Raw genomic sequence first — 26,880 nt, 5'->3', positions numbered from 1 at the left:
GCGGGGTGGTCCGGCGGGGGTGTCATCCGGTCACGACTCCCCGCTCAGGTCCGCCGGCCGGTCACGAATCGTCGACTGGGGCGCGTCGGAGCGACAGGTCGTGACCGCTCGAGGCGGCACCGACGGGGAGTCGTGACCGCTCAACCGCGCCGCGCGGAACGGACGGAACCCGCTCGGACGGCGGCGTGGGACAGCCGCAGGTCGGACGCGTCAGTCGGCGTCGGGCTCGGCGTCGGGCTGCTTCTTCGGGGCCTCGAGCTCGGTGGCCACGATGCGGGGCGCCTCGGACATGAAGCGTCGGACGTCCAGGTCCACGATGATGTCCTGCGGCCGGAGCGGGCGGGTGAGGAACAACCCCTCGAGCGAGGTCAGCCGCGACAGCGCCACGTACGTCTGGCCCGCGCTGAACACCCGGTTGCCGAGGTCGACCACGGCCCGGTCGTAGGTGCTGCCCTGCGACTTGTGGATGGTCACGGCCCAGGCCAGTCGGAGCGGGAACTGCTGGAACTCCCCGACGGTGTCCTTCTTGAGTTCCTTCTTGTCCGCGTCGTACGAGTACTTGAACTTCTCCCACACCGACGGCTGGACCTCGAACGACTCACCGTCGACGTCGACCCACACCGTGTCGCGGATGGCCGTCACGATGCCCAGGGTGCCGTTCACCCAGCGCTGGTCGGCGTCGTTGCGCAGGAACATCACGTGCGCGCCGGGCTTCAGCTCGAGGGCTTCGTCGGCCGGGAAGTTGCGTCCACCGAAGTCGCCGTTCACGTCGGCCTTGGCGGTCTTCACCTTGCCGGGCAGCCGCTCGAGGGCCGCCTTGTTGATCCGGGCGACCGTGTCGTTGCGGGTCGCCAGGGTGATGGCGTCGTCCGGAGCCGGACGTGCCCCGGCGGTGTTGAGCTGCTCGGCGATGTCCGCGGTGACCCGACCGTGCCGGACGGCGGTGAGCATCGCGGCGAAGGCGTCGTCGCGCTGCCGGTGCACCGTGGCGAGCTCGATGATGTTGAGCTCGGCCTCGAGCCACACCTTGGCGTCGAAGAACCACATCGACCGGTAGTGGTCGGTGAAGTAGGCGCGCTCGTCGGCGTCGCCGGGCACCGGGGGCAGCTGGTACGGGTCGCCGAACATCACGACCTGGACGCCGCCGAACGCCTCGAACTGCCGACCGCGGGCCTTGCGGAGCGACCGGTCCATGCCGTCGAGCAGGTCGGCGTTGACCATCGACACCTCGTCGATGACCAGGGTGTCGATCGTGTTGAGGAGCTTGCGGGTGTCCGGGCCCTGCCGCAGCTCGGCGTCGGCGATGAGCCCGATCGGCAGCCGGAACAGGGAGTGGATCGTCTGGCCGCCGACGTTGAGCGCGGCGACCCCCGTCGGCGCGCAGATGACGACCTGCTTCTCGGTGTTCCACGACAGGTGGTTGAGCAGCGTGGACTTGCCCGTGCCGGCCCGGCCGGTGATGAACACGTGGTCACGGGTGTGCTCGATGTACTCGAAGACGGCGCGCTGTTCGTCGCTCAGCTCGATGCTCATCGGGCGTCCGCCCCGGGCGAGGGTTCGAGGTCGTCACTGCCGTCGTCGAAGTCCAGGTCGTCCTGGTCGGCCCGGGCAGCGGGCTCGGCGGCGGCGGTCGGACCGGCCACAGCTGCGTCGCCGGCAGCAGCTGCGTCGACGACGTCGACCGGGTCTCCGCCGTCACGCCGCAGCCGCACGAGCACCACCACGACCACGGTCACCAGGAGCAGCACGCCGGCGACGATCAGCACCAGGCCGGCCCTGGCCTGGTCGACGAGCGGGTCCGGCCCCCACGTCCGGCCCATCGCGCCGAACCACGAGGCCTGCAGCAGCCCGAGCGGCCCGCGCATCGCGATGCCGAGCGAGACCGTGCCCGCCGCGATCACCACGGCCCCGACGATCCGGACGGCCACGGCAGCCGTGGTCGGACGACGGTGCCCGGCGGGGATCGGTGTGCAGAGCGTCGGGACGGCCAGTAGCCCGACCAGCAGGAACACGGCGTCGCTGACGGTGCGGCCGGTGGGGTCGCTCACCGACCACCGGACGGCGTCGGTGGCGAAGAAGGCCCACCACAGGCCCGCCGCGAGCAGGAACGCGGGGAACGGCTGCGCCAGGTACCGCACGGAGGGGTGCTCGACGATGACGTCGGTCCACTCACGCACCCCCGTGCTGTCGTCGTTCCGGGGGTGCACGGCGGCGCGGATCAGGGCGACGGGTGCCGCCGCCCACACCAGGGCGGGGACCACCAGGCCGAGCAGCACGTGGGCACCGACGTTCGCCGAGACGAGGAACCGGTCGTACTGGTGCAGCGAGCCCGAGGTCGCGACCACCAGGGACACGACCGCCAGGGCCGCGGCGATCGAGCGACGCGCCGGCCACCGCACGCCGCCCCGCCGCAGTCGCACGACGCCGGCCACGTAGGTCGCAGCGAGCAGGACGGCGGCCATCAGCCAGAACAGGTCGATGTTCCACTGGGTCAGCCAGCCCCACGCACCGGGCGCGTGCGGCAGCAGGTCGTCGGTCAGGAGCTCCGCCGGGCTCGGGTCGGTGGTCTTGCTCAGGGCGATCTGGTCGACCGGGGTGGCGGTCCGCCCGAGTGCCGCGGCGAACCCCGACGCCACGCCCATCACCGCGAGCTCGACGACGATGAGGGTCCAGAAGGGCCGCTGCCGATCGGGCGAGGTGGTCAGCGCACGGATGGCCCGACGGCGCTGCACCGCACCGAGGACCCCGATGGCGACGATCGCACCGATCTTCACCAGGACGAGCGTGCCGTACGGGGTGAACAGGTTCGACAGCGCCCCGACGCGGATCTGCGCCGACGCGGTGCCCGAGACGGCGACGAGCACGAAGCAGCCGAGGGCGATGCTCGAGTACCGGGCCACGACCGCGGCCAGCCGGTCGCCGGGCAGCACCCCGCGCAGCAGCACGAGCATGACGAGCCCACCGACCCACAGCGCCGCACCGACCAGGTGCAGCCCCAGTGCCGTCACAGCGGCGTCGTGGCTGGCGGTGCCGGCGGCGTGGCCCTGCTGCGCGAGCGGGATGAGGCCGATCATCGAGACGCCGGCGGTCAGGGCGACCATGCCCCGCGAACGGACGGCGAAGCAGAGCACCGTGACGGCCGCGGCGACGAGGACGGTCACGAGCCAGGCCAGCCCGAGCTCGGTGCCGGTGAGGAAGACCCCCATCGACTGCCCGAACTGCTCGTCGATGCTGATGCGCGAGCCGGCGACGCTGAGGAACGTGCAGAACGTGGCGACGGCCGATGCCACCGTCCAGACGCCACTGGCCCCGGCGGCGACGTCGATCGCGCGGTTCCACTCGGGGCCGGAGCGCGAGAGGCCGATGGTCGCCAGCGCGAGCCCACCGATCGTGGTGGCCGCGGACAGGTCGACGACGAGCCGGGCGATCGGCAGCCCGAAGCGGACGACTGGCCCCGGGTCGGCGATGAGTGCGGGGTTCGCGCCCCCACCGATGACGAGTGCCGTGAGCAGCGCCACGAACCCGACGAGCAGGAGCACGGCGGGACCGGCGATGCGCGCGATCCGATTCACCCGTCAAGCCTAGGCGGTGCCCACCCGGCCGACGGACGGGGCGGGCCGATCTGTGCAAACCGGCACGGGCCTCCAGGCCGGACATGCGCACCGGGCGCACGCACGCGCGCCCGACCGAGCAAACGTCCACGCACGCGCCCCGGGAACGACGAAAGGGACGGCCGAAGCCGTCCCTCCCGATGCGCGGAACAGTCTTACTTGACCGCAGCCTTGAGCTTCGAGCCGGCGCTGACCTTGACCGAGTCGCTCGCGGCGATCTCGATGGCGTCACCCGTCTGCGGGTTGCGGCCGGTGCGGGCGGCGCGGTGCGTCTTCTCGAAGGCGATCCAACCCGGGATCGTGACCTTCGTGCCGTCGGCGACGGACGACGAGACGACGCTGAAGAGCGCGTCGACGACGCCGTTGACGGTGGCCTGGCTCTGGCCGGACTCAGCGGCGACGGCAGCGACGAGCTCGGTGCGGTTCAGTGACTTGTCAGCCATGGATGTCCTCCTCGGACTTCTTGCAGTATCGGTCGGACGCACGTGTCGTCCGGCGCCCGGAGCGGTTGCCCCGTGCCACGGTGCCAGTGGGCCGAGGGCCCGGCGGAACCGGAGTTGAACCTACCAGCCGCCGGGGGTGAAAACCGCCGACTCGCCCGGATTTCCGGGGTTGTCGGGGCTCCGAGGGGGTGCTGGAGGGGCAGATGTGACGAATGACGGCTCGCGTGTACCCCGTACACAGCGAACGCCCCGCCACCAGGAGGTGACGGGGCGTCGTGTACTGCGAGTGCTTACCAGGAGCTCTTCGTGATGCCGGGGAGCTCGCCGCGGTGGGCCATGTCACGGAAGCGGACACGGCTGATGCCGAACTCACCGAGGTGGCCACGGGGGCGGCCGTCGATGGCGTCACGGTTGCGGTACCGGATGGGCGATGCGTCGCGGGGCAGCTTCTGCAGGCCCACGCGGGCGGCCTCACGCGACTCGTCGGTGCCGTTCGGGTCCACGAGGGCCTTCTTCAGCTCGAGACGACGCTCGGCGTAGCGCGCGATGATGACGGCACGCTGGTTGTTCTTCGCGATCTTGCTCTTCTTCGCCATGCTTAGCGCTCCTCACGGAAGTCGACGTGCTTGCGGATCACCGGGTCGTACTTCTTCAGCACGAGTCGGTCGGGGTTGTTCCGACGGTTCTTCTTGGTCACGTAGGTGAACCCGGTGCCCGCCGTCGAGCGGAGCTTGATGATCGGACGGATGTCCTGACCCTTTTTCGCCATCAGATCTTCTCCCCACGGGCGAGGAGATCCTTGACGACGGACTCGATGCCACGTGCGTCGATCACCTTGATGCCCTTCGCGCTGAGCGTGAGCGTGACGTTACGACGAAGCGAGGGCACGTAGTACGTCTTCTTCTGCACGTTCGGGTCGAAGCGACGCTTCGTCCGGCGGTGCGAGTGCGAGATGTTGTGACCGAAGCCGGGAACGGCGCCGGTCACCTGGCACACTGCTGCCATGGTTTCCTCCTGAGTACCGTGCGACCGGACGGCCGCACCCAAGTTCACTTGCCTGGTGCACACGCGCACCGTCACCGGGGTGACCGTGCGAGGGGGTTGTGTGCACCGCCCAGGTCCGCATCCCCTGTCGAAGGAGAGCCGGACACCGCGCGACCGCGGCGTTCGCGACGGTCGGAGGGCTTGGAACAACGGGTCCGCCGCGCGGACGCGGAGAACCAGGGGTCCACGTTACGCGAGGACCGGGCGTGTCGCAAGCCACGCCTCCAGGCCTGGAGGCCCGTGGCGGTCGGACCGGACCGCTCACGCACCCGCGTGGTCGCCCCTACGGCGCCTGCGTCGGCTTGGGCGCGAGCGCCTGCACCATCAGCTCGCCGAGCTGCTGCGGCGCCGTGAACATCGGCCAGTGGCCGGTCTCGAGCCCGACGATGGAGAGTTCCTCGGTCGCGACGAGCTCGGCCGCCCAGGCCTGGTGGTCCGCCACCATCGCCAGCAGCTCGGCGGCGGGGATCTCGCAGGTGATGATCGTCGCGGGGATCGTGTGCCGTGCCGGGTCGGCGTAGTGGAACCGGTCCGACGGCACCGAGGCCGGCTCGGGGATCGCCCGGTGCTCGACGTCCTGCCGGACCTCGGGCGTCATGCCCCGGACGGTGGCGGGTTCCCAGATGTCCCACGACGGCAGCGGTACGACCCCGTCGACCACGGGCAGCTCGTCGTTGACGCACCCGCCCTCGGGCCCCGGGAACGTGTCGACGTAGAGCAGGTGCGCGACGAGCGACGGGCGCTGGTCGGCGGCCATGTACGCGATCGGCCCGGCACCCGAGTGTCCGGCGAGCACGACCGGTTCGTCGGCGGACGCGACGTCGTCCAGGATCGCGACCAACGCGGCGACCTGCTCGTCGAGCGTGTCGCCGTCGCGCGTGATCGCCTGCACCGAATGCCCGGCCTCGCGGAGCACCGGGGCGACGTCGTCCCACGCGCTCGCGTCGAGCCAGAACCCGGGGACCAGGATGACGTGCATGCGGGGCAGGTTACTCGTCGGTGGCGGCAGTCGCTCGGGCTGCCGTGCAGACGGCGCACTCGCCGAAGATGTCGACGACGTGGCTGGCGTTGGTGAACCCGTTGGCGGCAGCGACGTCCTGCGCCCATTGCTCCACCGGGTCCGCTTCGATCTCGACGGTCCGGCCGCAGTTCCGGCAGATCAGGTGGTGGTGGTGCGCGTCCGTCGTGCACGCGCGGTACAGCGATTCGCCGTCCTGCTGCAGCGAGTCGGCGTCGCCCTCGGTGGCCAGGTCGGCGAGGGCCCGGTAGACCGTGGCCAGTCCGATGGTCGAGCCCTCGTCCCGCAGGTGCTGGTGCAGCGCCTGCGCGCTGACGAACCCCTCGGTGGAGTCGAGGGCACCGCGCACCGCTTCGCGCTGCCACGTGTTCCGCTTGGTCTTCTGCACGGCGTTCATGCTGACACCTCTTCCTTCCGACCGGCTGTCGACGTCGTCCCTGCCTGGAGGCCCGGCTCGCCCCCGCCACGCTGGTTCCGGCCGGCGACGCGGTTGCGTCCCCGCCTGTCGCGTCGCGACCCGATGATCCGGCAGACCACCCAGATCGCGAACGAGATCGTCGTCACGTAGGGGCTGATCGGCAGGCCGCCGCCCAGTGCGAGCAGGATGCCACCGACGACCGACGTCACCGCGAACACCGTCGACAGCACCGGCACGACGACCGGGTGCGAGCTGAGGCGCAGGGCCGCGGCCGCCGGGGTCACGAGCAGGGACAGCACGAGCAACGCACCGACGATCTGCACTGACACGGCGGTGGCCAGTCCGAGCACGAGCATGAACACGATCGCGAGGGTGCGCACCGGGATCCCCGCAGCTGCAGCCACGTCGGGGTCGACCGAGGCGAACATCAGCGGGCGCCAGATGACGAGCAGCGTCGCCACGACGATCGCGGCGACCACGATCAGGAACGCCAGCTGCGGGTTGTCGACCGAGACGATCTGCCCGGTGAGCAACCCGAACTTGTTGGCGGCCCGGCCCTTGTAGAGCGCCAGGCAGAGGATGCCGAGCCCGAGCCCGAACGGCATGAGGACGGCGATGATCGAGTTGCGTTCCCGGGCACGCGACCCGAGGACGCCGATGAGCAGGGCGGCGATGACCGACCCGACGAGTGAGCCGGAGATGACGTTCACCCCGAGCAGCAGCGAGGCACTGGCCCCGGCGAACGAGAGCTCCGAGATGCCGTGCACGGCGAAGGGCATGTTCCGGGCGACGACGAACGGGCCGATGAGCCCGCCGACGATGCCGAGCACCGCGCCGGCCCAGATCGAGTTCTGCACCAGCACGAGGAGCTGGCCGTAGTCCTGGAACGAGAAGACGGTCGACAGCACGTCCATCAGATCCGCCCTTCGTCCGGCTGGTCGGCGTGCGGGTCGACCTCGCCCGGGTGGTGCTCGTGGGCCTCGTTCGCCCCGACGATGACGATGCGTCCCATGGTGCGGACGACGTCGACGGGCGTGCCGTACAGGTCGCTCAGGACGTCGGCGCGCAGGACCTCGTCCGGGGAACCGATCCGGAACCGACCCCCGGCGATGTAGAGCACGCGGTCGACGACGTCGAGGATCGGGTTCACGTCGTGCGTCACGAAGAGCACGGCGGCCTCTCGCTGCCGGCGCTCGCGGTCGATGAGCTCGGTGATCCCGCGCTGGTGCCGCAGGTCGAGCGAGATGAGGGGTTCGTCGCACAGCAGCAGGGCGGGGTCGGCGGCGATGGCCTGCCCGACGCGGGTGCGCTGCTGCTCGCCGCCGGAGAGCTCGGCGACGGGGGCGTCCGCGAAGGCGGTGGCGCCGACCTCGTCGAGGACCCGGTCGATGCGCATCCGGTCGGCCTTCGACGCACGTCGGATGCCCCACCGGTGCCCGGTCACGCCCTGGGCGATCATGTCCCGCGCGCGCAGGGGCGTCCCCGCCTCCATCAGACGCTGCTGCGGGATGTAGCCGATCTTCCGGTGGCCGCGGTGCACCGGCTGCCCGAGGAACGACATCGTGCCGCTCGTCAGCCGCTGCTGCCCGAGGACGGTACGGAGCAGTGAGGTCTTGCCGGCGCCGTTCGGGCCGAGGACCGCGACGAACTCACCCGGCGCGAGGTCGAGGTCGAGGCCCGCCCAGAGCTTCCGGGCGCCGTAGGACAACCCGGCGTCGCGGAGCGCGAGGACCGGACGAGCCGCAGCCCGGTCGTCCACCGTGGTGGTCGCCGGGCCGTGGGTCGCCGCTGCTGCGGTCGAGGTCGTCACTTCTGGAGCGCTGCCTTCACCGCGTCGATGTTCGCCTGCTGCCACGAGACGTAATCCTGCCCCTTGGGGAGCGTCTCCGTGACACCGACGACGGGGATGTCGTTCTGCTCGGCCGCCTTCTGGACCTGTTCGGTCTCGGGGCTCGACGCCTGGTTGTTGTAGGCGAGCAGTTGCACGCGCTTGCCGGTGAACAGCGCGAGGGTGTCGCGGAGGGCCGCCGGCGGGACGTCGTCGCCTTCCTCGATGGCCTCGGAGAAGGCCGGCGGGGTCTCGTTCTCGAGCCCCATCGCGTCGAACAGGTACCCGGGCACCGGCTCGGTGTACGCGACCTTGTCGCCGGAGTCCTGCTTCTTGACGGCGTCGGTCTGGGACTCGAGGTCCTCGAGCTTGGTGGTGAGCGTGGCGGCGTTCTTCTCGAAGGCGTCCTTGCCGCTCTCGTCGAGCGCGCTGAGGTCCTTCGTGACCGCCTCGACCAGCTTGACCATCGTCGGGTAGCTGTAGAAGACGTGCTCGTTGAACTCGGCACTGCCGCCCTTGTCGAGGCCGGAGAGCTTCACGACGTTGATCGTGTCGGCCTTGGTGTCCGAGGCGTTCGCGAGCGTCGTCATGAAGTCGTCGTACCCGCCACCGTTCTCGATGAGCAGGTCGGCCTTGGAAACGGAGAGCTGGGTGCGGGCGCTCGACTCGAACGAGTGCGGGTCCTGCGACGGGTCGCTCAGGATGCTCGTCACGGTGACGGCGTCGCCACCGATGGTCTTGACGATCGAGCCGTAGACGTTGGTGGAGGCGACGACGTTGACCGTGCCGTCACCGCTGGCCTCCCCCGAGGCGGACGAGGTGGCGCACCCGGTCAGGGCGAGCGCGGCGGCGCCGGCGACGAGCGGGAGGGCGAGGAGGCGGTTGTGCATGGCACGACGCTAACGCCTACTGATAACGATTGTCAAAACCGCTATGAGGGCTCTCAGTGCGACCAGGAGACGGACGGGAGGCCCGGTGCCAGCTGGCACCGGGCCTCCCGTCCGTCGGAACGCGCGTCTACGGCTTGGTGGCCGCGTCGATCGTGTTCTCGGCGATCGTGTCCTCTTCACGCCCGGGGGTGCGGAGGTTCCACTTCTTGATCACGAAACTGAACAGGAAGTAGTAGACGACCGCGTAGCCGAGGCCGATCGGGATGAGCCAGATCGCCCCGTCCGCCTTGCCGAAGTTCAGCACGAAGTCGATCGCGCCGGCCGAGAACGAGAACCCGTCGTGGATCCCGAGGGCGTTCACCAGGGCGAGCGAGGTGCCCGTGAGCACCGCGTGGATGACGTACAGCGGGAACGCGACGAACATGAACGAGTACTCGAGCGGCTCGGTGATGCCCGTGACGAACGAGGTCAGTGCGGCGGAGATCATGATGCCGCCGACGAGCTTGCGGTTCTGCGGCTTGGCGTTGCGCCAGATCGCGAGGGCACCGGCGGGCAGCGCGAACATCATGATCGGGAAGAAGCCGGTCTGGAAGATGCCGGCGGTCGGGTCGCCCGCCAGGAAGCGCGGGATGTCGCCGTGGACGATGTCACCGGCCGCGTTGGTGAAGCTGCCCAGCTGGAACCACGGGAAGAAGTTGAGCAGCTGGTGCAGCCCGATCGGGATGAGCATGCGGTTCGCGAACCCGAAGATACCGCCGCCGATCACGGCGTTGTCGGCGACGGCGGTGCCGGCTGCCGTCAGCGCGATGTCGAAGTAGCGGTAGACGAACGACATCAGGACCGCGATGACGAGACCCGCAGCGGCCGTCAGGATCGGAACCAGGCGGCGACCGGAGAAGAACCCGAGGAAGTCGGGCATCTTCGTGCGGTGGAACCTCTCCCACATCACGGCCGAGACGAGACCCATCACGATGCCGCCCAGCACGCCGTAGTTGATCGTGGCCTGCTCGCCGTTGGCGTTCTTGACCCCGGCGAGGACGACCGGCGACATCACTGCGAACACCTCGTACATGACCATGTAGCCGACGACCGCCGCGAGCGCGGTGGTGCCGTCGGACTTCTTGGCCCAGCCGATCGCGATGCCCACGGCGAACAGCAGCGGGAGCCACGTGAAGATCGCCTGGCCGGCGGCCGAGATGACCCCGGCACCGGTCTCGAAGCCGGGAATCGCGCCGAGGAGGTCCGGTTGGCCGATGCGGTTCAGGATGCCCGCTGCAGGCATGACCGCGATCGGCAGGAGCAGGCTCCGTCCGAGGCGCTGGGCCTGCGCGAACAGCCGTGACTGCTTCTTCGGCTTCTTCTTCTCCGGCACATCCGTGGCAGTGGTGGCGCTCATCGGAGGTCCTCTCGTCATTGGGTGGAGCTGTCGGGGTGAGTTGAGTCGTGCAGCCAGCGCAGGTAACCTCGGCGGTGTCGCCAGGTCCGGTCCTGTCCGGTCATGACCAGTTCCGTAGTCTGATCCGCGAGCGGACCGGTGTCAACCTGCGACGCAAACCCTTAACGAGGAGGAAACGACGGCCGACATCAAGGCAGCCGACATCATCGCCGCACTCGGCGGTGCCGAGAACATCGAAGAGGTCGAGGGCTGCATCACGCGCCTCCGCGTCGAGGTCGAGGACGGGGACCTGGTCGACAAGGCCGCCCTGCAGGCCGCCGGGGCCCAGGCCGTCATCGGTGGCGGCACCGGCTGGCAGGTCATCGTCGGCACGATCGCCGACAACCTCGCCCAGGACATCCAGGACGAACTGTGACCGTCGTCCGCACCCCGTTCGGCGGCCCGGTCGTCGCCCTCGCCGACGTGCCCGACCCGGTGTTCGCCGGACAGCTCGTCGGTGCTGGCGTCGCGGTCGACCCCACGGGCGTCGAGGGCGCGGTCACCGCGGTGGCCCCGGTCGACGGCACCATCGTGAAGCTGCACCCGCACGCGTTCGCCCTGCAGGGCGCCGCTGGCACCGACGTCCTGGTGCACGTCGGCATCGACACCGTGAAGCTCTCCGGCGAGGGCTTCGAGCTCCTCGCGACCGAGGGCGACACCGTCACCGCCGGTGACCCCGTCGTCCGGTTCACCCCCTCGGTGATCTCAGCAGCCGGGTACTCGCCGATCTGCCCGGTCGTGGTGCTCGGTTCGACGGCGGACAGCGTCGACCAGGGGACGGTCGGCACCACGGTGCTCGACGGCGACACCCTCTTCGAGGTCTAGGGGTTCTTCCTCGTCGAGAGCGACCGTGTGCTGCGGACCACCCGCGGCAGACGGTCGCTTTCGCGTTGCTGGGCGGACTACGCGACCGCGGGGGTCGCGGTGACCTCCATCTGCACGCGGTAGCGGTCCGATCGGTACCAGCTGCGGGTGTGCTCCACGGGTCGCTCCCCCGCGTACGACACCCGGTCGAACTCGAGCACCGGTGCTCCGGTCTTCGTGCCGAGCAGGGTCGCGACGTCGTCGGCCGCCGGGTTCGCCGCGACGGTCTGCTGCGCGCGGTCGATCGGGGTGCCGTACTCCGTGGCGATGATCGAGTACACCGACCCGGACAGGTCGTGGTCGAGCAGGCCCGGGAACGCGTCGGCCACGAGCCAGGCGTCGTCGATCGAGACCGGGGCGCCGTCGGCCATCCGCAGGCGCTTCACGTGGAAGGCCGGCACGTCCTGATCGATCCGCAGGGCCGCGGCGGTGTCGGCCGGCGGCACGCGTTCCTCGCGCACGAGCACCACGGTGGTCGGCTCGTGCCCCATCGCCCGCATCTCCTCGGTGAACGAGGCGAGGTGCAGCGTCGACTGCACGGGCCGGTGCGCGACGAAGGTGCCCTTGCCGCGGACGCGCTCCAGGTACCCCTCGTTCACCAGCTGTCCGAGGGCTTCGCGCACGGTGATCCGGGAGACGCCGTACTCGGCGATGAGCTGGCGTTCGGACGGGATCGCGGCACCGGGAGCCAGGCGGGTCGTGACGAGGTCGAGCAGGATGCGCCGCAGCTGCTGGTGCTTCGGTTCGGCACCCTCGGTGATGCGGCTCGTCATGCGTCCCTCGTGCTCCGTTGCTGGTCCTGGGCGGTGGTCATGCGCGGACATGACCAGTGCCCATCACAGTAGCGAGTCAGGCCGGGAAGACCAACGCCACTCGTTACAGTGGTCGTGAAACATGCATTTCAAATGCTTGACATCAATCTTGTGCCGCTGCCACGATCGGTTGAGCCTCATCGGGGGGCACATGGGAGGAAACAGTCATGCACATCTCCAGGACGAAGATGCTCGTCGGCCTTGGTCTCACCGTCGGCCTGATCACGGGCACTGCGACGGCGGCATCAGCTGCGCAGTTCGAGGTCATGGGATCAGGGTCGGAAGCCGGCGGAGTCACCGTCGCCGCTTCTGGCCAAGGTGCGAGCGGTGAGACCAGCGGCATCGGCACCAACAACGACGGCGGGGGCGGGAGCTTCTGGCAGTGGGGCGTCGGGAAGGACGACACCTGGTCGAACTACTTCCGCGAGAAGCGGTGCCACGGCGCGACTGCTGTCGGCAAGAAGTCGAAGCGCGTCACGAACGTGCCAGGCGGACGGTACGCGATGGCGATGACACCGAAGGCGCGCAGCGGCAACAAGGCCTACTACCACAACTGCTGAGACCGGGAGCGGGCGGTCCTGAGCGACCGTCCGCTCACGCTCACGCTCGCCGCAAGGGGGACCATGAACATCCGATCGGTGACGCTCGCCTACTTCGTCCCGCCCCTCCTGGCTTCCGTTCTGGGCTTCATCGGCCTGGTGCAGGTCAGCGAAGCCGGCATCGTGGGCGCCTCGTCCGTGGTGACCGCTGCCGCCGGCGCCGAGACCAGATCGAACCAGCGGGTCGCGATCGCACTCGAGCAGGTCGCCGAGGCCGAGCACGCGACGATCGCCCGGGTGGTGGCGGACCGCGAAGCTCCGACGACGCGCCGCGTGGCGCTCGTCACCGACGCTCCCTCGAGCCGCGGAGCCGGCTGGCTCCTCGACGGGTACGAGGACTTCACGAGATCGATGGACACCACCGTCCGTCCGATGTCGGAACTCGACCAGTTCGACCCGACCGGCTCGTACTCGGTCTTCGGGGACGACGACGCTCGGCGAGCCGTCGTGCGCGCGCTGGAAGGCGCCGGGTACGAGGCCAGCGCGGAGCGCGTGCCGCTCCTGCAGCGCATCGGCGTCACCGACGGCTTGGATCAGACCCTGGCCTTGGTCGGCGCACTCACCTCAGGATGTGTGGTGCTCTGCCTGATGACGACCGTCGGGGCCCCTCGCCGCAGCGCAGTCCGCCGGCTGCACGGAGACACCACAGCCGCCATCGTCTTCCAGGAGCTGGCTGAGCTCCGGACCGCCATGCTCGTCATCGCCATCGGAGCACCCGTCGCCGCCATCGGGCTCTTGTTCTACAACGGGCTCGCTTCGGCGGCGACCCTCGCCGCCGCGATCTCGGTGTTCTGCGTGGGGCTGCTCGTTCCGGTCGTCGTCGCGCACACGACCGGCACGGTGCTCGCGTGTCGACAGCCGTTGACCGGCGCACTGCGGGGCGCTCGACCAGCGGGCGCGCTCCTGCTCGTCGCACAGATCGCACGGGTGCCCGCGCTGCTGTTGCTCGTCGCGGCCGTGTTCGAACTGACCGGGGCGGTGACCACCGCGCGACAGGGCACGGCAGAACGGGATCTGCGGGCGGCCGGCGAAACCGTCCAGCTCTGGGTCACCCCGGATCCTCGCCCTGTCGAGGAGCAGGCCTACTGGGACCGCATCGGCGACTTCGCCGGTGGGGCGCTCGAGCGGCGTGATGCGTTCCTCGCCGCAGCGGTCGAGGTGTCGAGTGGCCGAGGGAAGTCGACGGTTCCTGCGCTGGTCGTCGACCAGGGCTACCTCGACCTGCAGGAAGTCCGTTCCGAGGACGGAGCCCGCATCACCACCGACGACGCGGAGATCGCCGTGTGGATGCCTGCCGACAGTGAGCTCTCCCGCGATCGGCTCGTTGAGGGCTTGACCGACTGGCAGTTGCGGGACGCACCCGACGCCCTCCTCGAGCACGTCGCCGGTGGCACGCTGGCACGCCAGCAGGTCTACTCGTACCCGGACGACGCATCGTCGCTCGCGTGGCTCGACGACGCCGTAATCGTGGTCGTCCCCACGCCGGTCGACGTCTTCTCGGCCGATGAACTCGGATCGTGGTTGTCGACCGGAGACGTCGTCTTCACGTCCCGTGCTGCCGCCGAGCGGTCGATCGGCGCGTCTGACCTCCGCGCCGAGTTCAGCGCGGTCGTCGCAGTGGGTCAGTCTGCGGCGGAACAGGCACGGCACGCAGCAACGAAAGTGGCGATCGGGACGGGCACCCTGGTCAGCACCCTCGTCGTCAGCGTCATGCTCGGCATGGTCGCCACGATCGCGCACCGACGCCGTCACGGCCGTGCACTGTTCGCGAAGTTCACCAGTGGCGTCTCGCCCATCCGCACCGATGCTGGCCTGCTGACGATCGAAGCCGGTCTGGCCTCGGTCTCCGTCATCGCCGTCGTCAACACCTGGTGGTCGCAGCGCCCGGACGGAAGTGGGCTCAGATCGGCGCTCGACCCGGTCGCGCAGTCGGCCGGAGTCGCCGGAGCGATCGCACTCGTGGCGCTCGCGGCGGTGAGCGCCACGAGCCTCGTCGTCATGGCTGTCACGGCGCGGAGCACTGCACGCAACCGAGGGAGCGGATCACGATGATCGAGGTACGGAACGCATCGAAGCGTCGTGGAGGCCGTGCGCTGTGGCAAGACCTGTCGTTCGATGTCGCAGACGGGGAGATCGTCGGCTTGGTCGGCCCGAGCGGCTGCGGGAAGTCCACGCTGCTCGACTGCATCGGGCACATCGATGCGCTCGACCTCGGCACGATCCGGATCAACGGAGAGTCAGCGGGTTCGAACGGGCGGCGGGCCCGACTGATCCGGCGGCGCCACCTCGGGTACCTGTTCCAGGACTTCGGGTTGGTGCCCGACATGACGGTCCAGTCGAACCTCGACGTGGTCCACCTGCCAGACGGACGGCGGAGACACGGAGGCCTCTGGTCGGGCGAGGCCCTGGACCGTGTCGGTCTGGCTGGACGCGGAACGGACCGGGTCCACGAACTCAGCGGCGGCGAGCAGCAACGGGTCGCGATGGCGCGGCTCCTGGTGAAGCGTCCGTCGGTCATCCTCGCCGATGAACCGACGAGTGCCCTCGACGACGACAACGCGGCGATGGTGCTCGACCTGCTGGGCGAGCTGGCGGCTGACGGAGCGGCCGTCCTGGTCGCGACACATTCGTCGTCGGTCGAAGCGCGCGCCGCACGGAGCATCAGGCTCAGCGGACCGGCCGGCTGACGGCTCAGGCGTTGGCGACGAGCCAGGCGAACTGCTCGTCGGAGAGCAGCCGATCGGTCCAGACCTGCCCCTCGACCCCGGCGGCCGCACGGTTCTGCGCTGCGGGAGCCCCCCTGCCACACCAGCGACAGCCCGGCACGACGCAGCACGGCTGCAGAAGCAGGGTTGTTCGTGAGCACGCGGCCGGTCACCGGGACGTTCGGAGCGGTGTCGGCGGCGGCACGGGCGGCAGCGAGGGCGATCTCGGACGCGAAGCCCTGCCCCCACGCCGCGGGTGCCAGTCGGTAGCCGAGGTTCCAGACCCCACCGGCGGTCATGTCGACTCCGCCCACACCGACGAAGGCGTGGTCGGAGGCGCTGCGGACCGCCCAGGACCCGAGGCCGTGGCGTGCACGACCGCCGATCTTGCGCTGCACCATGTCCACGCTCGAGCTCCGCGCCACGTGCCGGCCGGTGGGCAGGTGCTGCCACGTGCGGGCGTCCGAGAAGAGCGCGTGCACGTCGTCGATGTCGGCCGGGGTCAGCGGCGTGAGCAGGAGGCGATCCGTTCGGATCTCCTGCGAGGGGGTCAGGAGCTGGTGGACCATGCACCGATCATGCCGCCGACCCCCGACATCCGTGTGAACACCACGCGACGTTTGCGGAAGCCCGCAGGAGACCGGCAGCAGGCCGAAGCGCTAGTCGAGCAGGAGTGCCGGTTCCTCGAGCACCGAGGCGACGTCGTGCACGAAGCGGGACGCCACGTCACCGTCGACGACCCGGTGGTCGAACGAGGCACCGATGGTCGTCACCATGCGCGAGCGGACCTCGCCGTCGACGACCCACGGCTTCGGCTTGATCGTGCCCATGGCGACGATCGCGACCTCGCCCGGGTTGAGGATCGGGGTCCCGGTGTCCATGCCGAACACACCGATGTTGGTGATCGACACCGTGCCGTTCGCCATCTGCTTCGGCGTGGTCTTGCCGTCGCGGGCGGTCAGGGTGAGCTCCTCGAGCGCCTGTGCCAGCTCGAGCAGCGACATGTCCTGCGCGTCCTTGATGTTCGGCACGATGAGCCCGCGCGGGGTCGCCGCGGCGATGCCGAGGTTCACGAAGTGGTGGACGATGATCTCGCGGTCGGTCCAGGTCGAGTTCACCGAACGGTTCCGGCGGACGGCCCAGATGACGGCCTTCGCGACGATGAGCAGCGGCGAGACCTTCACGCCGGCGAACGTCGGCGAGGCCTTGAGCCGCTTGACGAACTCCATCGTGTGGGTCGCGTCGACGTCGACGAACAGCGACACGTGGGGGGCCGTGAAGGCGGACGTCGTCATCGCGGTGGCGATGGCCTTGCGGACGCCCTTGACCGGGATCGTCTCGCTGCGGACCTCGCCCCACTCGGGCGTCTCGATGTTCCGGAAGACGCTGGCCTGCTTCGCGTGCCGGATGACGTCGTCGCGGGTGACCTCGCCGGCAAGACCGGTCGCGACGATCTCGGTCAGTTCGACGCCGAGGTCCTTCGCGAGCTTCCGGATCGGCGGCTTCGCCAGGACGTTGGTCGCGGTGCTCTGCTTGTGCGCGGAGCCGGTGCCGAGGGCGCTGATCGCCTCGGCGGTGCTCTCCTCGCCCGGGTCGACGGAAGCTTCCGCCGCCGCGGCGGTATCCACACTGGAGGCGCGGCTCGCCTCGGCAGCGAGCGCTGCGGCCCGGCGGGCGCCCGGCTTGCGACGGGAGGGCGACGAGGTCGCCGAGCCGTAGCCGACGAGGACGGCACCGGAGGACTCGTCCGTGCCCTGGACGGAGGCGTCGACCGCGACCGGCTGGACCGGGGCCGCCGGCGCGGCGGCAGGGGCAGGGGCAGGCGCTGCCGGTACGGGGGCAGCGGCGCGTGCCGGCACCGCCGCGGGAGCGGGAGGGGTCTGCGCGACCGGAGCCGACGGGGCGGCAGCGGCCTGCGGGGTGGGCGCGACCACGGGCGAGACCGGGGCGGACTCGGCGACGGGCGCCGCGCCTCCCGACTGTTCCGCAGGCGGCGTGAGGGCCGCTCCGGACGCGACCGACGCGTCCGAATCGACACGGATGATCGGCTTGCCGACCTCGACCGTGTCGCCCTCGGACACGAGCAGGCCGGTGACGGTGCCGGCGAACGGCGACGGCAGCTCGACGAGCGACTTCGCGGTCTCGATCTCGACGAGCACCTGGTCGACGGCGATCTCGTCCCCGATCGCGACGCGCCACTGCACGATCTCGGCCTCGGTGAGACCTTCACCCACGTCGGGCAGGGGGAATTCGGCGGCGGCCACTACGGCTCCTTCGCGGATCTGGTCGAGCTCGGTCGGACGGGTCAGTAGGCGAGGGCGCGGTCGACGGCCTCGAGGATGCGGTCGGCATCCGGCAGGTGCAGGTGCTCGAGCTTCGACACCGGGAACGGCACGTCGAAGCCGGAGACCCGGAGCGGCGGTGCCTGCATCGTGTAGAACGCCCGCTCGGCGACGGTCGCGGCGATCTCGCTGCCGACGCTGACGAAACCGGAGGCCTCTTGTGCGATGACCAGGCGACCGGTCTTGCGGACGGAGGCCAGCAGCGGCTCCCAGTCGATCGGCGAGATCGAGCGGAGGTCGATGACCTCGCAGCTGGTGCCCTCGGCCTCGGCGATGTCCGCCGCCTGCATCAGGGTGGCGACCATCGCGCCGTGCCCGACGAGCGTGACCTCGGTGCCGGTGCGGGCGACGCGGGTCGTGTGCATCGGGACGTGGCCGTCGACCAGGTCCACCTGGCCCTTGGGCCAGTAGCGGGACTTCGGCTCGAGGAAGATCACCGGGTCCTTCGACGCAATGGCTTCCTGGATCATCCAGTAGGCGTCGTTCGGGGTGCTCGGGCTGACGACCCGCAGGCCCGGGGTGTGCGCGAAGTACGTCTCCGGGGACTCCTGGTGGTGCTCCACGGCACCGATGTGGCCGCCGTAGGGGATGCGGATGACGACGGGCAGCGACATGTGTGCCGGCAGGCGGTTCGCCATCTTCGCGAGCTGCGAGGTGATCTGGTCGAAGCCGGGCCACACGAAGCCGTCGAACTGGATCTCGACCACCGGGCGGTAGCCGCGCAGGGCGAGGCCGATCGCGGTGCCGATGATGCCGGCCTCGGCGAGTGGGGTGTCCCGCACGCGCTCGGCGCCGAAGCGGTCCTGCAGGCCCTCGGTGATGCGGAAGACGCCGCCCAGCTGGCCGATGTCCTCGCCCATCAGCAGGACCTTGTCGTCCGCTTCCATGGCCGCGGCGAGCCCGGCGTTCAGGGCCTTGGCCATCGGCAGGGTCGGGGTGGGGTCACTCGGGACCTCGCCGGCGCCCGGGTGGGACCGCAGGGTGTAGTCGAAGAGCTGCTCGGTGGTGCTCATGCGTGGGCGCCCCCTTCGAAGCCGGCCTCGTACTGGGCGAGCCAGGCCTTCTGCTCGGCGATCCGCGGGTGCGGCTCGCGGTACACGTTGTCGAACATGACGTCGACGGACGGTGCGGTCAGGGCGACGGTGCGACGTCGGACGTCGGCGGCGATGTCCTCGCCCTCTTCGTCGAACGCGGCGAACTGCTCGTCCGTCGCGCCCTTCGAGCGCAGGTACGCCTCGGACCGGACGATCGGGTCGCGGAGGACCCATTCCTCGAGCTCGCCGTCGGCGCGGTACCGGCTCGGGTCGTCGGAGCTGGTGTGCGCACCGATGCGGTAGGTGTCGGCCTCGATGAAGGCCGGGCCCTGGCCGCTGCGGGCGTGCTCGGTCGCGACGACGGAGGCCGTGTAGGACGCGAGGATGTCGTTGCCGTCGATCAGGACACTCGGGATCCCGAAGCCGCGCGGGCGGTCGACGAGCGGCGTCGGGGACTGCACCGAGACCGGCACCGAGATGGCCCAGTGGTTGTTCTGCAGGAAGAAGACGACCGGGGCCTTGGTCGACGCGGAGAACACGAAGGCCTCGTTCACGTCGCCCTGGCTGGTGGCGCCGTCGCCGAAGTAGACGATCGAGCAGGCGTCGCGGTCCGGGTCGCCCGTGCCGACGTCGCCGTCGAGCTTCTGGCCGAGCGCGTACCCGGTGGCGTGCAGGGTCTGCGAGCCGATCACCAGGGTGGAGATGTGCGTGTTGCCGCGCTGGTCCGGGTCCCACCCGCCGTGGGTCTGCCCACGGTACATCGCGATGATCTCCATCGGCTCGACGCCGCGGTGCATCGTGACGGCGTGCTCGCGGTAGGACGGGAACACGTGGTCCTGGGCGCGGAGGGCGAAGGCCGAGCCGGTCTGCGCGGCCTCTTGCCCGTGGCTGGGCACCCACAGGCCGAGCTGGCCGGTGCGCTGGAGGTTGTGGCCGGCGTGGTCGAACCGACGGGTCAGCACCATGCGGCGGTGCATCGCCAGCAGGGTCTCGTCGGGGATCGCCCGCGCGGCGGCGGCGAACTCGGCGTTCTCGTCGGTCTCCACGAACCGACCCTCGGGGTCGAGGAGCCGGACGGTGGTCGTCGCGGGAGCCGCGGCGCGGAATGACATGCGGGCCAGCGTAGCGCCAGGCACTAGTCGGCCACCTGGAGGTCCCCCACAAGTGAGCGGGCTGTTTGGAGGAGCGTTTCCACAGCTTCGTGCTCGCCGATCGAGATGCGGATGCCCTCTGGCGGGAAGGCCCGGACGATGATGCCGGCGTCCTCGAACGCGGCCGCCGCAGCGACGGTCCGTTCACCCGTCGGCAGCCAGAGGAAGTTGCCCTGGGCGTCGGGGACGTCCCAGCCCTGTGCCCGGAGCTCGACGACGATCCGGTCGCGCAGGGTCGCGATCTCGGTCACGCGCTCGAGCAGCTCGGCCTCGCGTTCCAGGCTGGCGAGCGCCGCCGCCTGGCCCTGGGCGGTCACGGACAGCGGGATCGCGCAGGCACGGACGGCGTCGAGCACGTAGTCCGGACCGAGCGCGTAGCCCACCCGGAGCCCGGCGAGCCCGTACGCCTTCGAGAAGGTGCGGAGGACCACGAGGTTGGGGTGCGCGGCGAGCAGCGGGTGGCCGTGCACGGCGGCCTCGTCCGTCACGAACTCGGCGTATGCCTCGTCGAGCACGACCAGCACCGACTGCGGCACCGCGGCCATGAACGCGTCGAACTCCGCGGCGGTCACGATCGGCCCCGTCGGGTTGTTCGGCGAGCAGACGAGCACCATGCGGGTGCGTTCGGTGACGGCCGCGGCCATCGCGTCGAGGTCGTGCCCGCCGTCGGCGCGGTTCGGCACCTGCACGCTGGTGGCGCCGGCGACCGTGACGACGCCCGGGTACGCCTCGAACGAGCGCCACGCGTAGACGATCTCGTCACCGGGGCCGGAGGTCGCGCGGGCGAGTTCGTGCAGGATCGCGACACTGCCCGGCGCGACGTGCACCTGCTCGGCGGTCAGCCCGAAGCGGTTGGCCAGCACGGCACGCAGGGCGAGGGCGGTGGCGTCGGGGTACCGGTTGTACGAGGTCTGGGCCTGCACGGCCTCGACGACCCCGGGGAGCGGCGGGAACGGGTTCTCGTTGCTCGACAGCTTGAAGGCGGAGTCGGACGCCTGTCGCCCCTGCTTGTACGCGGGGAGGACGGCCACCTCGGGCCGGATGTGCACACGCTGCTCGCTCACGGGTTCAGGCTACCGGCAGGCCCACGGCACCCACGAGGGGAAGCGAGGGCATCATGGGCGCATGCGATTCCTCGTCCGCCTCGTCGTCAACGCCCTCGCGCTCTGGCTCACCACGCTGATCGTCAGCGGCGTCTCCGTCACGCCGTTCGGTGACGGCGGGACCACCGCGACCGTCCTCACCTTCCTGCTCGTGGCGTTCGTGTTCGGGCTCGTGAACGCGGTGATCGGCACGGTCATCCGGATCGTGGCGTTCCCGATCTACATCCTCACGCTCGGGCTCATCTCGTTCGTCGTGAACGCGATCCTGCTGCTCATCGTCGCGGGCATCTCGGACGCGTTCGGCTTCGGACTCGAGGTCGACTCCTTCGGCTGGGGCATCGTCGGTGCCTTCGTGCTCGCGGTCTTCGCCTGGCTGATCGGGCTCTTCGCCCGCCCGGTGCTCAACCGCCAGCGGGCGTGACCCCGGCGGGCCTCGCGGACGACCCCGCCCTGCGTCATGATGTGCTCATGACCCAGGACGTCGACGCCCCGTTCCGCGTCTCGTTCGTCTGCAGCGGCAACATCTGCCGCTCCCCCATGGCCGGTGTCGTCTTCGCGCAGATCGCCGCGGACGCCGGCCTCGCCGACCGGTTCCAGGTGGAGTCGGCCGGCACCGGTGACTGGCACGTCGGTGAACCCGCCGACGAGCGCACGATCGCAGCGCTGGCGGCGCGCGGATACGATGGCAGCAGGCATCGCGCCCGTCAGTTCGACCCGGACCGGTTCCCGGACCTCGACCTGGTGGTCGCACTCGACCGCTCCCACGAGCGCATCCTGCGTTCGTGGGCCCCGACCATGGACGACTCCGCCAAGGTGACGCTCCTGTTGCGGTACGACGCCGCCTGGCCCCAGCAGGCCGACGTGCCGGACCCGTACTACGCGGACCGGCACGAGTTCGACCGAGTGCTCTCGACCGTCGAACGGGCCTGCCGGGCGCTCTTCCACCAGCTCGAGCCGGCAGTCCGTCAGGGAGCCCCATGACCCCCCTTCCCCCGCAGCCGATCAGCCCGCTCGACGGGCGCTACTACCCGATCGTGCACACGGTGGGCGAGCACCTCTCCGAGGCCGGCCTCAACCGCGCGCGCATCGTGGTCGAGGTCGAGTGGCTCATCTTCCTGACCGACCACGCGATGTTCACCACCTCGCCGCTCAGCGTCGACGACAAGGCCGCGCTGCGCCGGATCGTCTCGACCTTCGGCCAGGACCAGATCGCGGAGCTCGCCGAGATCGAGGCGACGACCCGGCACGACGTCAAGGCCGTCGAGTACTTCGTGCGCCGCCGGCTGTCCGAGCTCGGGCTCGACGCGATCGCCGAGCTCACCCACTTCGCCGCCACGAGCGAGGACGTCAACAACCTGTCCTACGCGCTCACGGTGCGGGACACCGTCGACCAGGTCTGGCTGCCCGGCTTCCGCGCCGTGCTCGAGAAGCTCCGGACGCTCGCCGTCGAGCTGAAGAGCGTGCCGATGCTCTCGCACACCCACGGTCAGCCGGCCACCCCGACGACGCTCGGCAAGGAGCTCGCGGTCGTCGTCTACCGGCTCGAGCGCGTGCTCGCCCAGATCGAGGGCGGCGAGTACCTCGGCAAGTTCTCCGGCGCGACCGGCACCTTCTCGGCACACCTCGCCGCGGACCCCGAGGCCGACTGGCCCGCGCTGTCCCGCGAGTTCGTCGAGGGCCTCGGCCTGACGTGGAACCCGCTCACCACGCAGATCGAGTCGCACGACTGGCAGGCCGAGCTCTACGACCGGGTGCGTCACGCCAACCGGATCCTGCACAACCTGGCGACCGACGTGTGGACCTACATCTCGATGGGGTACTTCACGCAGATCCCCGTCGCGGGTGCGACCGGGTCGTCGACGATGCCGCACAAGATCAACCCGATCAAGTTCGAGAACGCCGAGGCGAACCTCGAGATCTCGTCGGCGCTCTTCTCGACGCTGTCCGAGACCCTCGTGACGAGCCGACTGCAGCGCGACCTGACCGACTCCACCACGCAGCGGAACATCGGTGTCGCGTTCGGGCACTCGCTGCTCGCGCTCGACAACCTGCGCCGCGGTCTGGGCGAGATCGCCGTGAACGAGGTCAAGCTCGCCGACGACCTCGACCACAACTGGGAGGTCCTCGCCGAGGCCATCCAGACGGTCATCCGTGCCGAGGTCACCGCCGGGCAGTCGAACATCGAGGACCCCTACGCGATGCTCAAGGAGCTCACGCGGGGCAAGCGGGTGAGCCAGCAGGACCTCATCGTGTTCGTGAACCGTCTGGACATCTCCGACGGCGCGAAGGCCCGGCTGACGAACCTGACGCCGGCGACCTACACGGGCCTGGCGGACGAGCTGGTCGACCACCTCGACGTCTGAGCACGACGAACCGGCGGCCGGTCGGCCGCCGGTTCGTCGTCGAATCCGCTTCCCGGGGTGCGGAATCCTGAGCGGTTCGATAGGTTCATGGTGCTGAGTAGATCTCAGCACGGGGGCGTCGCAGTGGATGCACCCTGTCCACTGATCGGATGGATCTCCACACCGTGCTTCGTTCTCGCATCACCGCGGCCGCCGTCGGCGCCACCGTGCTCGGCGTCTCCGCCGCCCTCGTCCCGACGGTCTCGACCGCCCTCGTGACGAGCTCCACCGCTTCGGCCATCGTCACCTGGACCGACTCGGCCGACGACTTCACCGCCGCGCCGACCGGCACCTTCCCGCTGACCGACCAGTGGTACTGGGCGTCCGTGAACGACCTGGGCGGTGGCGGCTCGATCACCGACCACGCCACGCTCGACGAGGACGGCCTGTCCGTCTCCGAGGGCGAGGCCGTCGCGCTGGTCCGCGGGCTGAACACGCCGGTGGCCCCGGATGCCGTCCCCGCGCTCGCCGCCGGGATCAGCATGACCACGACCGGTGCGACGACCTTCGGCCTCGCGGTCCAGGCGGGCGACGACTCCACCGCACAGTCCGTGGTCTTCGCCACGGACGCGCCCGTCACCGACGGCGGCGGCACGGTCAGCGGTACCAGCAACTGGATCGACCCCACGACCGGCGACGTCGAGTCGACGGCCGAGCTCGCAGCCGACCTGCGGGACGCTGACGCCGAGGTCGTCGGCTACGTCGTCTACGTCGGCATCGACATCGCCGGCGGGATCACCCCGCCGCCGACCGGGCCGACCGAGACCCCCGCGCCGACCGACCAGCCCACCCCGGCCCCGACCGTGGACGGCGCTCCGGCACCGACCGGTCTGCCCGGCACCGAGCTGAAGAGCCTCGCCGCCCCGCTCGAGGTCACCGGCCAGGCCCTCGCCGCCGACGCCAGCGGCTCGATCTCCGCGCTCCGCGTCGACGACACCACGACCTACTTCACGCCGCAGCCCACCGCGGCCGCCGAGCTCCTCACCCCGACCGCGACCCTGACCGCGGCCACCACCACCGGTGTCCGCATCCAGGGCTCGGGCTTCGCTCCGGGCGAGACCGTCGGCGCCGGCGTCGGCACCGATGCCCAGGGCACCGAGATCCCCGGGGTCGCGTTCCGCGCCGACGCCGAGGGCAACGTCTCCGGCACGATCGTCCTGCCCGCCGACTTCGTGAACACCGCCGGCGCCTACAGCGTCGGTCTCGTCGGCGCCTCGTCCGCACAGGCCGCACAGGCCGCGCTCACCGTCACCGCCGACCCGGCCGCTGCCGGTGACCCGGGCACGGCACCGGTCGCCGTACCGGTGCCCGGAACGGCGAACTTCACGGGCTGATCTTGCCGATCCTCCCGACCGAGCCACGGCGGCGTGCGACTGTGATCGCCGCCGCCGTGGCCGTCGTCTGTGCGGGGGCCGTCGCGTTCGTCGCGCTCGGCCCCCTGTCGGCCGCGCCCGCCCCGACCCCGAGCCGGTCCGTCGCGGCGCCGACCCCGACTCCCACGACGGCACCGGAGCCGGCCCCGTCTGCAGCACCCGTCGACGCGGTCGACGCCCCGGCCAGCACCACCGTCGCCGCCGTCAGCGGCGCGTCCGTCCCGGTCAGCGCGAGCGCGGGCGGCACGGCGACGCAGACCCTCGAGAACCCGCAGGCATCCGGCGCCCCGCTCGTCTTCCGGGTCGTCGACCAGCAGGACGGCTGGGCGGAGGTGCAGCTCGCACAGCGCCCGAACGGCAGCACGGGCTGGGTACCGGCCAGCGCCGTCACCCTGTCCGAGGACCCGTACGCGATCGTCGTCACCCGCTCGACGAACACCCTCGACCTCTACAAGGCCGGCAAGGTCGTCGAGAGCTACCCCGTCGCCACCGGCACCGGCGGCACCCCGTCGCCGACCGGCCGGTTCGCGCTGACCGAGCTGCTCGCGCCGACGAACGAGGGCTACGGCCCGTACGCGTACGGCACGACCGCGTTCTCGGACGTGCTCAACTCCTTCGGCGGTGGCCCGGGCCAGATCGGGCTGCACGGCACGGAGGACACGTCGAGCATCGGCACCGCCGCCTCGCACGGCTGCATCCGCATGCACAACGCCGACATCACGGCCCTGGCGGAGCTCCTGCCGCTCGGCACGCCGTTCCAGGTGCGCTGACGTTCCAGGGGCACTGACGTTCCAGGGGCACTGACGTTTCAGGAGCGCTGACGCGGCCTGGAGGCACGGCGTGCGCCCGGCGGTGGGCGCCACCGTCTCAGGTGGTGACGTGCAGGGCCTCGGCGACCAGCGCCTCCAGGACGGTGCGCACCACGGGCCGGACGGCACGGTCGGGGCGGACCAGTGCCTCGATGCGGCGTCCGGCACGGACGTCGGCGAGTTCCGCCAGGTGGAAGCGCCCGGCGGCCCGCGTGCCCGACGTGTACCGCGGGACGAGTGCGATGCCGTGCCCTGCCGCCACCAGGTTCTCGATGACCGGCAGGTGGATCGTGCGGAACGCGACGCTCGGCGGGGTGTCCGTCGCCGCGGCCATCGCGTGCAGCACACGGTCGATCGGGTAGCCCTCCGGCACGCCGATCCAGCGTTCCCCGACGACCTCGTCGATGCCCACGCGTGCGCGGCCGACCAGGGCGTGCCCGGGCGGCAGGGCGACGTCGAGCGGTTCGCGCAGGAGCGGCACGGTGTCGACCGATCCCTGGCCGGCCGGTCGGACGCCGTCCGACCGGTGCCCGACGACCACGTCGTGGTCGGCGGCGAGCGGTGCGAACTCCCCCTCGCTGACGTCGACGTCGACCAGGGTCAGCGCGATGCCGGGGTGCGCCTGCATCCGGGTGAGCACGCCGGGCAACAGCAGTTCGGCGGCGGACGGGAAGATCGCCAGGGACACCGGTCCGGTCGTGCCGCCGAGGTGTTCCTGCCAGGCGGCGTCCACCCGGGCGATGGCGGTCGAGACCCCGGATGCCAGGCCGGCCAGGACCTGGCCGTGCGGGGTCAGGCGGACGCCGCGCCCGACGCGTTCGACCAGCGGGACCCCGACCTGCCGCTGCAGCGTCTGCAGCTGCTGGGAGACGGCGCTGGGTGTGCGGTGGGTGGCCTCGGCGACGGCCGTGACGCTGCCACGCTCGGCGAGCTCGCGGAGGACCGCCAGCAGCTGCACGTCGAAGTCGACCATGCAGGGACCCTACATCGTGCTTCGCG

Annotated in this window: 27 protein-coding genes and 2 pseudogenes; 10 read left to right on the top strand and 19 right to left on the bottom strand. The window is 70.7% G+C overall.

From position 1 onward, the window contains the following. Positions 1-210: 210 nt before the first annotated feature. From ORG17_RS01950 to ORG17_RS01895, 12 genes are all read right to left on the bottom strand, one after another. On the bottom strand, positions 211-1,533 hold the full coding sequence (locus ORG17_RS01950; RefSeq protein ID WP_071246239.1) for an ATP-dependent DNA helicase: 1,323 nt from the start codon (positions 1,531-1,533) through the stop codon (positions 211-213). After that, a complete protein-coding gene (locus ORG17_RS01945; protein WP_214526813.1) occupies positions 1,530-3,572 on the bottom strand; it encodes a cytochrome c oxidase assembly protein in 2,043 nt (680 codons plus the stop codon). Before ORG17_RS01945 ends, ORG17_RS01950 begins: the two co-directional genes overlap by 4 nt. Positions 3,573-3,766: 194 nt before the next feature. Next, positions 3,767-4,054 (bottom strand): HU family DNA-binding protein, encoded by a 288-nt coding sequence (locus ORG17_RS01940; RefSeq protein WP_017886454.1) that lies wholly within the window; start codon positions 4,052-4,054, stop codon positions 3,767-3,769. Positions 4,055-4,344: 290 nt separating this feature from the next. Further along, positions 4,345-4,650 carry a 30S ribosomal protein S14 gene (gene rpsN, locus ORG17_RS01935; RefSeq protein ID WP_017886455.1) on the bottom strand — a complete coding sequence of 102 codons (306 nt, stop codon included), beginning with the start codon at positions 4,648-4,650 and terminating at the stop codon, positions 4,345-4,347. Positions 4,651-4,652: 2 nt separating this feature from the next. Further along, positions 4,653-4,823, bottom strand: coding sequence for a 50S ribosomal protein L33 (gene rpmG / locus ORG17_RS01930; protein ID WP_017886456.1), 171 nt, complete (start codon positions 4,821-4,823; stop codon positions 4,653-4,655). Next, a complete protein-coding gene (rpmB, locus tag ORG17_RS01925) occupies positions 4,823-5,059 on the bottom strand; it encodes a 50S ribosomal protein L28 (RefSeq protein ID WP_027464952.1) in 237 nt (78 codons plus the stop codon). The genes rpmG and rpmB overlap by 1 nt, the downstream gene beginning before the upstream one ends. Before the next feature lie 322 nt (positions 5,060-5,381). After that, a complete protein-coding gene (locus ORG17_RS01920; protein WP_214526814.1) occupies positions 5,382-6,077 on the bottom strand; it encodes an alpha/beta fold hydrolase in 696 nt (231 codons plus the stop codon). A 10-nt stretch (positions 6,078-6,087) separates the two neighbouring features. Continuing rightward, entirely contained in the window at positions 6,088-6,513 is a 426-nt protein-coding gene (locus ORG17_RS01915; protein WP_027464954.1) for a Fur family transcriptional regulator, read from the bottom strand. After that, positions 6,510-7,448 (bottom strand): metal ABC transporter permease, encoded by a 939-nt coding sequence (locus ORG17_RS01910; RefSeq protein WP_214526815.1) that lies wholly within the window; start codon positions 7,446-7,448, stop codon positions 6,510-6,512. Before ORG17_RS01910 ends, ORG17_RS01915 begins: the two co-directional genes overlap by 4 nt. Further along, complete coding sequence (locus tag ORG17_RS01905) at positions 7,448-8,293, bottom strand: metal ABC transporter ATP-binding protein (protein ID WP_051596603.1); 846 nt, start codon at positions 8,291-8,293, stop codon at positions 7,448-7,450. The genes ORG17_RS01910 and ORG17_RS01905 overlap by 1 nt, the downstream gene beginning before the upstream one ends. A 47-nt stretch (positions 8,294-8,340) precedes the next feature. Then, complete coding sequence (locus tag ORG17_RS01900; protein WP_214526816.1) at positions 8,341-9,252, bottom strand: metal ABC transporter solute-binding protein, Zn/Mn family; 912 nt, start codon at positions 9,250-9,252, stop codon at positions 8,341-8,343. Positions 9,253-9,379: 127 nt separating this feature from the next. Beyond that, on the bottom strand, positions 9,380-10,648 hold the full coding sequence (locus tag ORG17_RS01895; RefSeq protein WP_214526817.1) for a PTS transporter subunit EIIC: 1,269 nt from the start codon (positions 10,646-10,648) through the stop codon (positions 9,380-9,382). 175 nt (positions 10,649-10,823) lie between these two features. Between ORG17_RS01895 and ORG17_RS01890 the strand changes: the two are divergent. Further along, positions 10,824-11,063 (top strand): annotated as a pseudogene (locus tag ORG17_RS01890) (PTS transporter subunit EIIB); the annotation flags it as partial. Further along, the gene (locus ORG17_RS01885; protein ID WP_027464960.1) at positions 11,060-11,512 is read left to right on the top strand and encodes a PTS sugar transporter subunit IIA; all 453 of its coding nucleotides are present in this window, start codon (positions 11,060-11,062) and stop codon (positions 11,510-11,512) included. The pseudogene ORG17_RS01890 and the gene ORG17_RS01885, both read left to right, overlap by 4 nt. 77 nt (positions 11,513-11,589) lie before the next feature. Here the strand turns inward: ORG17_RS01885 and ORG17_RS01880 are convergent, their stop codons facing one another. Then, on the bottom strand, positions 11,590-12,324 hold the full coding sequence (locus ORG17_RS01880; RefSeq protein ID WP_027464961.1) for a GntR family transcriptional regulator: 735 nt from the start codon (positions 12,322-12,324) through the stop codon (positions 11,590-11,592). 206 nt (positions 12,325-12,530) lie between these two features. Between ORG17_RS01880 and ORG17_RS01875 the strand changes: the two genes are divergently transcribed. The 3 genes from ORG17_RS01875 to ORG17_RS01865 all read left to right on the top strand — a co-directional run bounded on the left by ORG17_RS01875 (position 12,531) and on the right by ORG17_RS01865 (position 15,649). Then, on the top strand, positions 12,531-12,923 hold the full coding sequence (locus ORG17_RS01875) for a lactococcin 972 family bacteriocin (protein WP_214526818.1): 393 nt from the start codon (positions 12,531-12,533) through the stop codon (positions 12,921-12,923). A gap of 63 nt (positions 12,924-12,986) precedes the next feature. Next, positions 12,987-15,014: a hypothetical protein gene (locus ORG17_RS01870; protein WP_214526819.1), complete on the top strand. Its 2,028-nt coding sequence runs from the start codon at positions 12,987-12,989 to the stop codon at positions 15,012-15,014. Next, positions 15,011-15,649, top strand: coding sequence for an ABC transporter ATP-binding protein (locus tag ORG17_RS01865; RefSeq protein ID WP_214526820.1), 639 nt, complete (start codon positions 15,011-15,013; stop codon positions 15,647-15,649). Before ORG17_RS01870 ends, ORG17_RS01865 begins: the two co-directional genes overlap by 4 nt. Before the next feature lie 140 nt (positions 15,650-15,789). Here ORG17_RS01865 and ORG17_RS18445 read toward each other — a convergent pair. From ORG17_RS18445 to ORG17_RS01845, 5 genes and pseudogenes are all read right to left on the bottom strand, one after another. Next, a pseudogene (locus tag ORG17_RS18445) lies at positions 15,790-16,236 on the bottom strand (GNAT family N-acetyltransferase); the annotation flags it as partial. A 90-nt stretch (positions 16,237-16,326) separates the two neighbouring features. Continuing rightward, positions 16,327-17,931, bottom strand: a complete 1,605-nt coding sequence (locus ORG17_RS01860; protein WP_111056694.1) for a dihydrolipoamide acetyltransferase family protein — start codon at positions 17,929-17,931, stop codon at positions 16,327-16,329. Positions 17,932-17,972: 41 nt separating this feature from the next. Then, positions 17,973-18,932, bottom strand: coding sequence for an alpha-ketoacid dehydrogenase subunit beta (locus ORG17_RS01855; RefSeq protein WP_111123571.1), 960 nt, complete (start codon positions 18,930-18,932; stop codon positions 17,973-17,975). A gap of 86 nt (positions 18,933-19,018) precedes the next feature. Continuing rightward, complete coding sequence (locus ORG17_RS01850; protein ID WP_027464965.1) at positions 19,019-20,155, bottom strand: thiamine pyrophosphate-dependent dehydrogenase E1 component subunit alpha; 1,137 nt, start codon at positions 20,153-20,155, stop codon at positions 19,019-19,021. A gap of 23 nt (positions 20,156-20,178) precedes the next feature. After that, positions 20,179-21,258, bottom strand: a complete 1,080-nt coding sequence (locus tag ORG17_RS01845) for a histidinol-phosphate transaminase (RefSeq protein ID WP_027464966.1) — start codon at positions 21,256-21,258, stop codon at positions 20,179-20,181. Between the two features lie 61 nt (positions 21,259-21,319). On the opposite strand from ORG17_RS01845, the gene ORG17_RS01840 reads away from it, so the two are divergent. The 5 genes from ORG17_RS01840 (at position 21,320) to ORG17_RS01820 (ending at position 25,842) form a co-directional block, all read left to right on the top strand. After that, positions 21,320-21,718, top strand: coding sequence for a phage holin family protein (locus ORG17_RS01840; RefSeq protein ID WP_027464967.1), 399 nt, complete (start codon positions 21,320-21,322; stop codon positions 21,716-21,718). A 47-nt stretch (positions 21,719-21,765) separates the two neighbouring features. Continuing rightward, the gene (locus tag ORG17_RS01835; RefSeq protein WP_017886476.1) at positions 21,766-22,278 is read left to right on the top strand and encodes a low molecular weight protein-tyrosine-phosphatase; all 513 of its coding nucleotides are present in this window, start codon (positions 21,766-21,768) and stop codon (positions 22,276-22,278) included. Further along, positions 22,275-23,660, top strand: a complete 1,386-nt coding sequence (gene purB / locus ORG17_RS01830; RefSeq protein WP_214524294.1) for an adenylosuccinate lyase — start codon at positions 22,275-22,277, stop codon at positions 23,658-23,660. The genes ORG17_RS01835 and purB overlap by 4 nt, the downstream gene beginning before the upstream one ends. A 149-nt stretch (positions 23,661-23,809) precedes the next feature. Then, positions 23,810-25,033, top strand: coding sequence for a hypothetical protein (locus ORG17_RS01825; protein ID WP_214526821.1), 1,224 nt, complete (start codon positions 23,810-23,812; stop codon positions 25,031-25,033). A 2-nt stretch (positions 25,034-25,035) separates the two neighbouring features. Continuing rightward, on the top strand, positions 25,036-25,842 hold the full coding sequence (locus tag ORG17_RS01820; RefSeq protein ID WP_250892326.1) for a L,D-transpeptidase family protein: 807 nt from the start codon (positions 25,036-25,038) through the stop codon (positions 25,840-25,842). A 97-nt stretch (positions 25,843-25,939) separates the two neighbouring features. Here ORG17_RS01820 and ORG17_RS01815 read toward each other — a convergent pair whose 3' ends face one another. Beyond that, a complete protein-coding gene (locus tag ORG17_RS01815) occupies positions 25,940-26,854 on the bottom strand; it encodes a LysR family transcriptional regulator (protein WP_214526822.1) in 915 nt (304 codons plus the stop codon). Positions 26,855-26,880 lie beyond the last annotated feature (26 nt).

It is taken from the genome of Curtobacterium flaccumfaciens pv. betae (assembly GCF_026241855.1).
GTDB classification, from domain to species: Bacteria; Actinomycetota; Actinomycetes; order Actinomycetales; family Microbacteriaceae; genus Curtobacterium; species Curtobacterium flaccumfaciens.
This window is presented reverse-complemented; position numbering and strand designations above follow the sequence as displayed.

Bases quoted from the DNA above. Each gene is read 5' to 3' on its own strand.
- ORG17_RS01950 (WP_071246239.1), bottom strand. From the start codon at position 1,533: ATGAGCATCGAGCTGAGCGACGAACAGCGCGCCGTCTTCGAGTACATC.
- ORG17_RS01940 (WP_017886454.1), bottom strand. From the start codon at position 4,054: ATGGCTGACAAGTCACTGAACCGCACCGAGCTCGTCGCTGCCGTCGCC.
- rpsN (WP_017886455.1), bottom strand. From the start codon at position 4,650: ATGGCGAAGAAGAGCAAGATCGCGAAGAACAACCAGCGTGCCGTCATC.
- rpmG (WP_017886456.1), bottom strand. From the start codon at position 4,823: ATGGCGAAAAAGGGTCAGGACATCCGTCCGATCATCAAGCTCCGCTCG.
- rpmB (WP_027464952.1), bottom strand. From the start codon at position 5,059: ATGGCAGCAGTGTGCCAGGTGACCGGCGCCGTTCCCGGCTTCGGTCAC.
- ORG17_RS01920 (WP_214526814.1), bottom strand. From the start codon at position 6,077: ATGCACGTCATCCTGGTCCCCGGGTTCTGGCTCGACGCGAGCGCGTGG.
- ORG17_RS01915 (WP_027464954.1), bottom strand. From the start codon at position 6,513: ATGAACGCCGTGCAGAAGACCAAGCGGAACACGTGGCAGCGCGAAGCG.
- ORG17_RS01910 (WP_214526815.1), bottom strand. From the start codon at position 7,448: ATGGACGTGCTGTCGACCGTCTTCTCGTTCCAGGACTACGGCCAGCTC.
- ORG17_RS01900 (WP_214526816.1), bottom strand. From the start codon at position 9,252: ATGCACAACCGCCTCCTCGCCCTCCCGCTCGTCGCCGGCGCCGCCGCG.
- ORG17_RS01895 (WP_214526817.1), bottom strand. From the start codon at position 10,648: ATGAGCGCCACCACTGCCACGGATGTGCCGGAGAAGAAGAAGCCGAAG.
- ORG17_RS01880 (WP_027464961.1), bottom strand. From the start codon at position 12,324: ATGACGAGCCGCATCACCGAGGGTGCCGAACCGAAGCACCAGCAGCTG.
- ORG17_RS01875 (WP_214526818.1), top strand. From the start codon at position 12,531: ATGCACATCTCCAGGACGAAGATGCTCGTCGGCCTTGGTCTCACCGTC.
- ORG17_RS01870 (WP_214526819.1), top strand. From the start codon at position 12,987: ATGAACATCCGATCGGTGACGCTCGCCTACTTCGTCCCGCCCCTCCTG.
- ORG17_RS01865 (WP_214526820.1), top strand. From the start codon at position 15,011: ATGATCGAGGTACGGAACGCATCGAAGCGTCGTGGAGGCCGTGCGCTG.
- ORG17_RS01855 (WP_111123571.1), bottom strand. From the start codon at position 18,932: ATGGCCAAGGCCCTGAACGCCGGGCTCGCCGCGGCCATGGAAGCGGAC.
- ORG17_RS01850 (WP_027464965.1), bottom strand. From the start codon at position 20,155: ATGTCATTCCGCGCCGCGGCTCCCGCGACGACCACCGTCCGGCTCCTC.
- ORG17_RS01840 (WP_027464967.1), top strand. From the start codon at position 21,320: ATGCGATTCCTCGTCCGCCTCGTCGTCAACGCCCTCGCGCTCTGGCTC.
- ORG17_RS01835 (WP_017886476.1), top strand. From the start codon at position 21,766: ATGACCCAGGACGTCGACGCCCCGTTCCGCGTCTCGTTCGTCTGCAGC.
- purB (WP_214524294.1), top strand. From the start codon at position 22,275: ATGACCCCCCTTCCCCCGCAGCCGATCAGCCCGCTCGACGGGCGCTAC.
- ORG17_RS01825 (WP_214526821.1), top strand. From the start codon at position 23,810: ATGGATCTCCACACCGTGCTTCGTTCTCGCATCACCGCGGCCGCCGTC.
- ORG17_RS01815 (WP_214526822.1), bottom strand. From the start codon at position 26,854: ATGGTCGACTTCGACGTGCAGCTGCTGGCGGTCCTCCGCGAGCTCGCC.